A 5,732-nucleotide genomic window follows, 5' to 3' on the forward strand; every position below is an offset into this window, starting at 1 on the left:
ACCGCAGGCTTTCCCGCCGCCGTCCCCCGCCCCCGAGCGGCGGGGGATGAGCGGTTCGTCCTCGAACGCGGTGAGCTCCGCCCCGTCGTAGCCGAACCTGCGTCGGACCGTGAGCCCCATCAGGTCGCCCGGATGCGCCCGGTAGAACGGCCGGGCGACCTCGGTGCGCCAGTCGACGACCAGCGGATCGTCCCCGGCAGCCTCGCGCACGTGCCGCCGCCCGAGGTAGAAGCGCTGGCCGGGGACCCGGGGCGCGTCGGGCCCGTAGTCGACCCGGGCGAAGAACAGCGGCGTCGAATGCTCCTGCTCGGTGAAGCTGGCGAGCCGCCGTTGCTTCGCCAGCTTCAGGTAGGCGTTCGTCACCTTGTCCACGACCGCGTCGCCCGCGGCAATCTCCGTTCCCTCGACCTCGGCACGCATCCCCGCCAGCGCCCGCCGGCTGCGCCGGAGGTGCTCGCGTTCCGCGGCCAGCTCCGCGTCCGGTCCGGCCACATCGACAGCCACATCGACGGTCAGGTCGACCGGATCCGCATCCGGTTCGGCGTTCATGCCGTCAATCATCACCTAGCACCCCTTTCTTAATTCGGCAAGGAATACTATCCGGACGAAGGCGGCACTCCCCGCGGCAACCCGCGATCATGAAGGAACAGTCAGGACATGGCAGGCACTCAGGCGTAGTCGGGGAGGGCACGCCGCAGGGCGCGGAACGCCTGATGCGCGGCGGCAAGCGCGTCCGGGAACACCTGCGCGGCGGACCGTCCCTCCCCCAGCCGGGCCCAGTTCGCCCGGGCCAGCACCCGCCGGACGGCGATGATCTGCGCGGCAGCCAGCCGGGCCGCGAGCTCGCCGGCCGCCGGCACCGCCGCGGCGAGGGCATCCTCGTCCCGCCCGGTGTGCTGGGCCAGCCTGCCGAGCAGACTCGGGGTGGAGAAGACCATACCGTGGTAGGCGAGCACCTCGCGGTCGTCGTTCAGACCGGTGACCGGCTCCCGGCGCTCGAGCCCGGCGGCGAGATGTTCCTCGATGGCGGCCAGCGGCGAACTGCCCGCCGGGCGCTGCGCCACCACCCGGGCGAACTCCCCACGATGGTCGAGGATCCGGTGCAGGACCAGGTCCTCCTTGCTCGTGAAGTAGGTGAACAGCGTCGGCTTCGACACCCCGGCCGCCGCTGCGACCTCCGCCACCGACACCGCATCGAAGCCGCGGTCGAGGAACAGCGCGATGGCCGCCGCGGACAGCGCGTCGTGGGTGCGCCGCTTCTTGCGCTCACGCCGGCCGGCGGGCTCGCACATTCGATCAATCTAGCAAGGGCTGATCCGCCCCGCCGGGACGGACGGCACCGGCCGCCGGGTCCGGGGACAGCGGGGACGCTACGCGAGGTGGACGAAGGGGCGGCGCCGCGGGTCGCTCTCGGCCTCCCGCAGCACCTCGCGGGTGACGACGGCGGTCCGCAGGCGGGGCAGACTCGCCGGATGGAGGTTCTCAGTAGCCGCATCCTGCTCCGGCCCACGGATCCGCAGCGCAGTCATCACTTCTACCGCGAGACCCTCGGGCTGGCGGTCTACCGCGAGTTCGGGCCGCCGGAGGAACCCGGGCTGGTGTTCTTCCTCGGCCAGGGCCTGTTGGAGGTGTCCGGGCACTCGCAGCGGCCGGCACGGCCGGTGGGCACGGGCCGGGAACCAGTGGGCACGGGCCGGGAACCAGTGAGGACGGCGCGGCTCTGGCTGCAGGTGCGTGACCTGGCAGCCGAACACGCCCGGTTGAACGCGGCGGGTGTCGTCATCACCCGGGAGCCGCGGCGTGAGCCGTGGGGACTCGACGAGATGTGGATCGAGGATCCGGACGGCGTCCCGATCGTGGTCGTGGAGATCCCGCCCGATCATCCCCTGCGCCGGGACCGGAGATCCCTCGCCGACGGCTGACGCGCGGGCCCGTCGGGACGGCGGGGCTCACCCGGACGACCCGGTGCACCCTCGCCGGCGGCGGACCGGGAGGCCAGGCGGTCGCAGGCAGGGTGACGGTGACGACCGCGCCGCCGTCCGGACAGTTGGCCGCCTCGACGGTGCCGCCGTGTGCACTGATGATCGCGGCGACGATCGCGAGACCCAGCCCGGCGCCGCCGTGGTCCCGGGTGCGGGCGGTGTCCGCGCGACGGAACCGTTCGAACACGTACGGCAGGAACTCGGGGGGAACCCGGGGCCGCGGTCGCGGATCTGCACGATGACGACCTCGCCCGGCCCGTCCACACCCACCCACGGCCCGACGACCCGCCGCGGTGTGCGGCATCCCCGCAGCTCGACGACGCTGCCCGCGGGTGCGTGACGCGCGGCGTTGGCAAGCAGGTTGTCGACCGCCCGCCGGAGCATGTCCCCGTCGCCGAGGACCTCCAGCGGCCGCTGCGCGTCGGCGACGCCAAGCCGGAGTCGTAGCCCGCGCGCCTGGAGAAAGCCCGTCGCTGCCCGGGCGGAGCGGGTGAGTACCTCGTCGAGCGCGACCCGCCCCTGTCCGACGAGACCACCGTCCATCCGGGCGAGCGTGAGCAACGACTCGGCCAGCCGGATGAGCCGGTCGGTCTCGTCCGAGACGTTGACGATCGCCTCGATCAGCTCCTCGCGCGTGCGACCGGGACGGGCGGCGAGCTCCAGCTCGGCCTTGAGTACGGTCAGGGGCGTCCGCAGCTCGTGGCCGGCGTCGGCGACGAAGGCACGGTCCCGGGCACGGGCCGCGTTCAGCCGGCGGAGCAGGTCGTTCATCGTTCTGGCCAGAGCGGCGATCTCGTCATGGGTCGCGGGCACCGCCAGCTCGCCGTTCCTGCCGGCGGTGACCGGACCGGCGGCCGCCTGCCGGCGCATCCGCTCCACCGGCCGCAGCGCCGCCCCCGAGAGCAGCCAGGCGGCGAGGCCCGCCAGCGCGATCGTCGGAGCCGTCGCCACCACCATCACGTTGCGGACCCGGTCCTCGGCCCTGTCGGTGAGGTGCGTCGGCGTGCCGACGACCGCGATCATGGCGGCCCGGCCCGTGTGCACCGCCACGGCCAGGACGCGGACATCTCCGGTCGGCCTGATCCCGGTGCCGGCCCGCACTTCCCGGGTGACCAGGGTCGGCTGCGTCCGGGCCCGGGCGAGCTGGTCCGCGGTCAGCAGCGGCCGTGACCCGGCGTCCGGCGACGAGACGATCGGCGTCCCGTCCGCCCGGAGCACCTGGGCGATCGATCCGCCGCCCACGAGCAGGTCGGCCGCATCGGCTCGACCAACGCCCCCGGGTCGGGCGGCATCAAACCGATCGGCGAGCCTGACCGTCAGCAGATCCGACCGGGTCCGCAGGTCGGCGTCGACGGAGTCCCGCAGGTTCACCCGGAGCAGCAGGTAGAACAGGACGCCAGCGATGGCGAGCACGATCGCGGTCCCCAGCGCGAACAGCAGGGTCAGCCTCACCCGGATCGGCACGTCGGGCTACGATTCCCCGTCGACGACCGGGCCGGGCGCGCCAGATGTGCCGGACATAGCAGACACACCAGGTGCGCGGGACGTCCCGGGCGACGTCTCGGCCGGGGTCCGTAGCCGGTATCCGACCCCGCGGACGGTCTCGATGAGCGACGGACCGTCCGGAATGTCGATCTTCCGGCGGACATAGCGCACGTACTGGTCGACGATGTTGGAGGTGCCGTCGAAGGCGAAGTCCCAGACGTGATCGACGATATAGGTACGGGTCAGAACCTCGTCGGGATGGCGCATGAGCAGGTGGAGGAGCGCGAACTCCTTCGCGGACAGGTCGAGTGGCGATCCGGCCCGCAGGACGCGGTGCTCGGCCGGGTCGAGGCGAAGATCCCCGATCCGCAGGACGGTGGGGCCCGCGCCGCACGAGCGCCCGCAGCCGGGCGGTCAGTTCCCCGAAGCTGAACGGCTTGGGCAGGTAGTCGTCGGCACCCGCGTCGAGACCGCGGATACGGTCGTCAACGTCCCCCCGGGCGGTGAGCATGAGCACCGGGGCCCAGCGGCCCGCCTCGCGCAGGCGGCGGCACACCTCGAATCCGTCGAGACCGGGAAGCATGAGGTCCAGGACGATCGCGTCGTAGCCGATCTCGGTCGCCTGCCAGACCGCGTCGGCGCCGTCACCGACGACGTCGACCGCGTAGCCCTCCTCGACCAGGCCACGGCGGAGCAGGGCGGCGGTGCGCGCCTCGTCCTCGACGACCAGTACCCGCATGGAACGGATCGTAGAGCTGCTGCGAGCGCAGAACCGCTCCGGTCTGCGGCCGGTGTCACGGCCGGTGGCGCCGCGGGACTCGGTCATCACACCATGTTCACATGATCGAAGGCGCACGGTGCCGGGCATGTCCTCGTTCAGCTACGCCGAGGCGGGCGTGATCGGTGCCCTGCAGGGCGCCACGGAGTTGTTCCCGGTGTCCAGCCTTGGTCACAGCGTGCTCGTGCCGGCTTTCATCGGCGGCCGATGGGCAGCGGACCTCGACGTCTCCGCGCCCGAGTCGCCCTACCTCGCCTTCATCGTCGCCGTGCACGTGGCCACCGCCGCGGCGCTTATCGTCGCCTTCCGTGACGACTGGCAGCGCATCATCACGGGCCTGGCCGTCTCGGTCCGGGACCGGCGGGTCACCACCGCCGACGGCCGGCTCGCCTGGCTGATCATCCTTGGGACCGTTCCGGTGGGCATCGTCGGGCTGCTCCTCGAGCATCCGCTGCGCACCCACCTGGGCCGGCCGCTGCCGGCCGCCGTGTTCCTCACCGTGAACGGCATGATCATGCTGCTGGGGGAGCGTCTGCGCCGCCGGTCGACGACCGGCGGCGCTCCAGGGCCGGCCGGATACCGGGACGAGCACACCATGCCGATACCACGCTCGGCGCCGGTCACGGGCCGCAGGGTCGGGACGCGCCCGGCCTCCGGTCCCCTGGTAGCTCACGGATCCGCACCCGGGTCCGGGCCCGGCAACCACTCGAAGGCCGTGACGACCGAGACGGCACTACCCGAAGCCGAGACAGCGGCCCGGCACGCCGACCGGCGGCTCGCCGCGCTGCCGCGCCTGGACGCCCTGCTCGTCGGGGTGGCGCAGACCGCCGCCCTGGCTCCGGGAATCAGCCGGTCGGGCGTCACGATGATCGCTGGCCTGTCCCGGGGACTCTCCCACCTCGACGCCGCCCGGTTCGCGTTCCTGCTCGCCACCCCGGTGATCCTCGCCGCCGGTCTGCTGAAACTCCCCGACCTCCTCGGCCCGCTCGGAGACGGTGTTCGCGGTCAGACCCTGTTCGGGGCGATCGTCGCCGGCGTCGTGGCCTACGTGTCCATCCGGTTCCTGGCCCGATGGTTCGAAACCCGCACGGCGACCCCCTTCGCCGTCTACTGCCTGGTGGCCGGTGCCCTGTGCGTCGTACGTTTCGGGATCTTCCGAACGGCACGGGACAGCAACGGGACAGCGCTGGAGGGCCCAGGACTCGGGTTCGTTCCACCAGCCGCAAAGTAGCTCTCTGTAGTGGCATGGTCCGTTTCGGAGTGGTCCGTTTCGGAGTGGTTCGTAGTCGACGGTGACCCGGTCGACGGCGTCTTGGACGTCGTCGTCGGTGGGCAGGGTGTAGATCCGGACGGTGTCGACGCGGGCGTGGCCGAGGAGTTCGGCGACCAGGACGAGGTCGGCGCCGTCGCGGACAAGGCTGGTCGCGACGGTGTGCCGCAGGACGTGGGGGGGAAAGAGATCTCCAGGCCGGCGGTGCGGCCGGCGG

3 protein-coding genes and 4 pseudogenes are annotated in these 5,732 nt (G+C 72.4%); 2 read left to right on the forward strand and 5 right to left on the reverse strand.

Annotated features, from left to right (window positions below; all coding sequences use genetic code 11):
- Both AC08ON_RS14400 and AC08ON_RS14405 read right to left on the reverse strand, forming a co-directional pair.
- Positions 1–561, reverse strand: a pseudogene (locus AC08ON_RS14400) (ATP-binding protein); the annotation flags it as partial.
- A 107-nt stretch (positions 562–668) separates the two neighbouring features.
- On the reverse strand, positions 669–1,292 hold the full coding sequence (locus AC08ON_RS14405) for a TetR/AcrR family transcriptional regulator (RefSeq protein WP_476608013.1): 624 nt from the start codon (positions 1,290–1,292) through the stop codon (positions 669–671).
- Between the two features lie 87 nt (positions 1,293–1,379).
- Here AC08ON_RS14405 and AC08ON_RS14410 point away from each other — a divergent pair, with 87 nt between their 5' ends.
- Positions 1,380–1,922, forward strand: a complete 543-nt coding sequence (locus AC08ON_RS14410) for a VOC family protein (RefSeq protein ID WP_476608014.1) — start codon at positions 1,380–1,382, stop codon at positions 1,920–1,922.
- Positions 1,923–2,061: 139 nt separating this feature from the next.
- Here the strand turns inward: AC08ON_RS14410 and AC08ON_RS14415 are convergent.
- Positions 2,062–3,005 (reverse strand): annotated as a pseudogene (locus AC08ON_RS14415) (sensor histidine kinase); the annotation flags it as partial.
- A 447-nt stretch (positions 3,006–3,452) separates the two neighbouring features.
- Positions 3,453–4,206, reverse strand: a pseudogene (locus tag AC08ON_RS14420) (response regulator transcription factor).
- 127 nt (positions 4,207–4,333) lie between these two features.
- On the opposite strand from AC08ON_RS14420, the gene AC08ON_RS14425 reads away from it, so the two are divergent.
- Positions 4,334–5,476 (forward strand): undecaprenyl-diphosphate phosphatase, encoded by a 1,143-nt coding sequence (locus AC08ON_RS14425; RefSeq protein ID WP_476608015.1) that lies wholly within the window; start codon positions 4,334–4,336, stop codon positions 5,474–5,476.
- A 159-nt stretch (positions 5,477–5,635) separates the two neighbouring features.
- Here the strand turns inward: AC08ON_RS14425 and AC08ON_RS14430 are convergent.
- Positions 5,636–5,686 (reverse strand): annotated as a pseudogene (locus AC08ON_RS14430) (hypothetical protein); the annotation flags it as partial.
- Positions 5,687–5,732 lie beyond the last annotated feature (46 nt).

Source organism: Frankia sp. CoWAU3 (assembly GCF_977971855.1).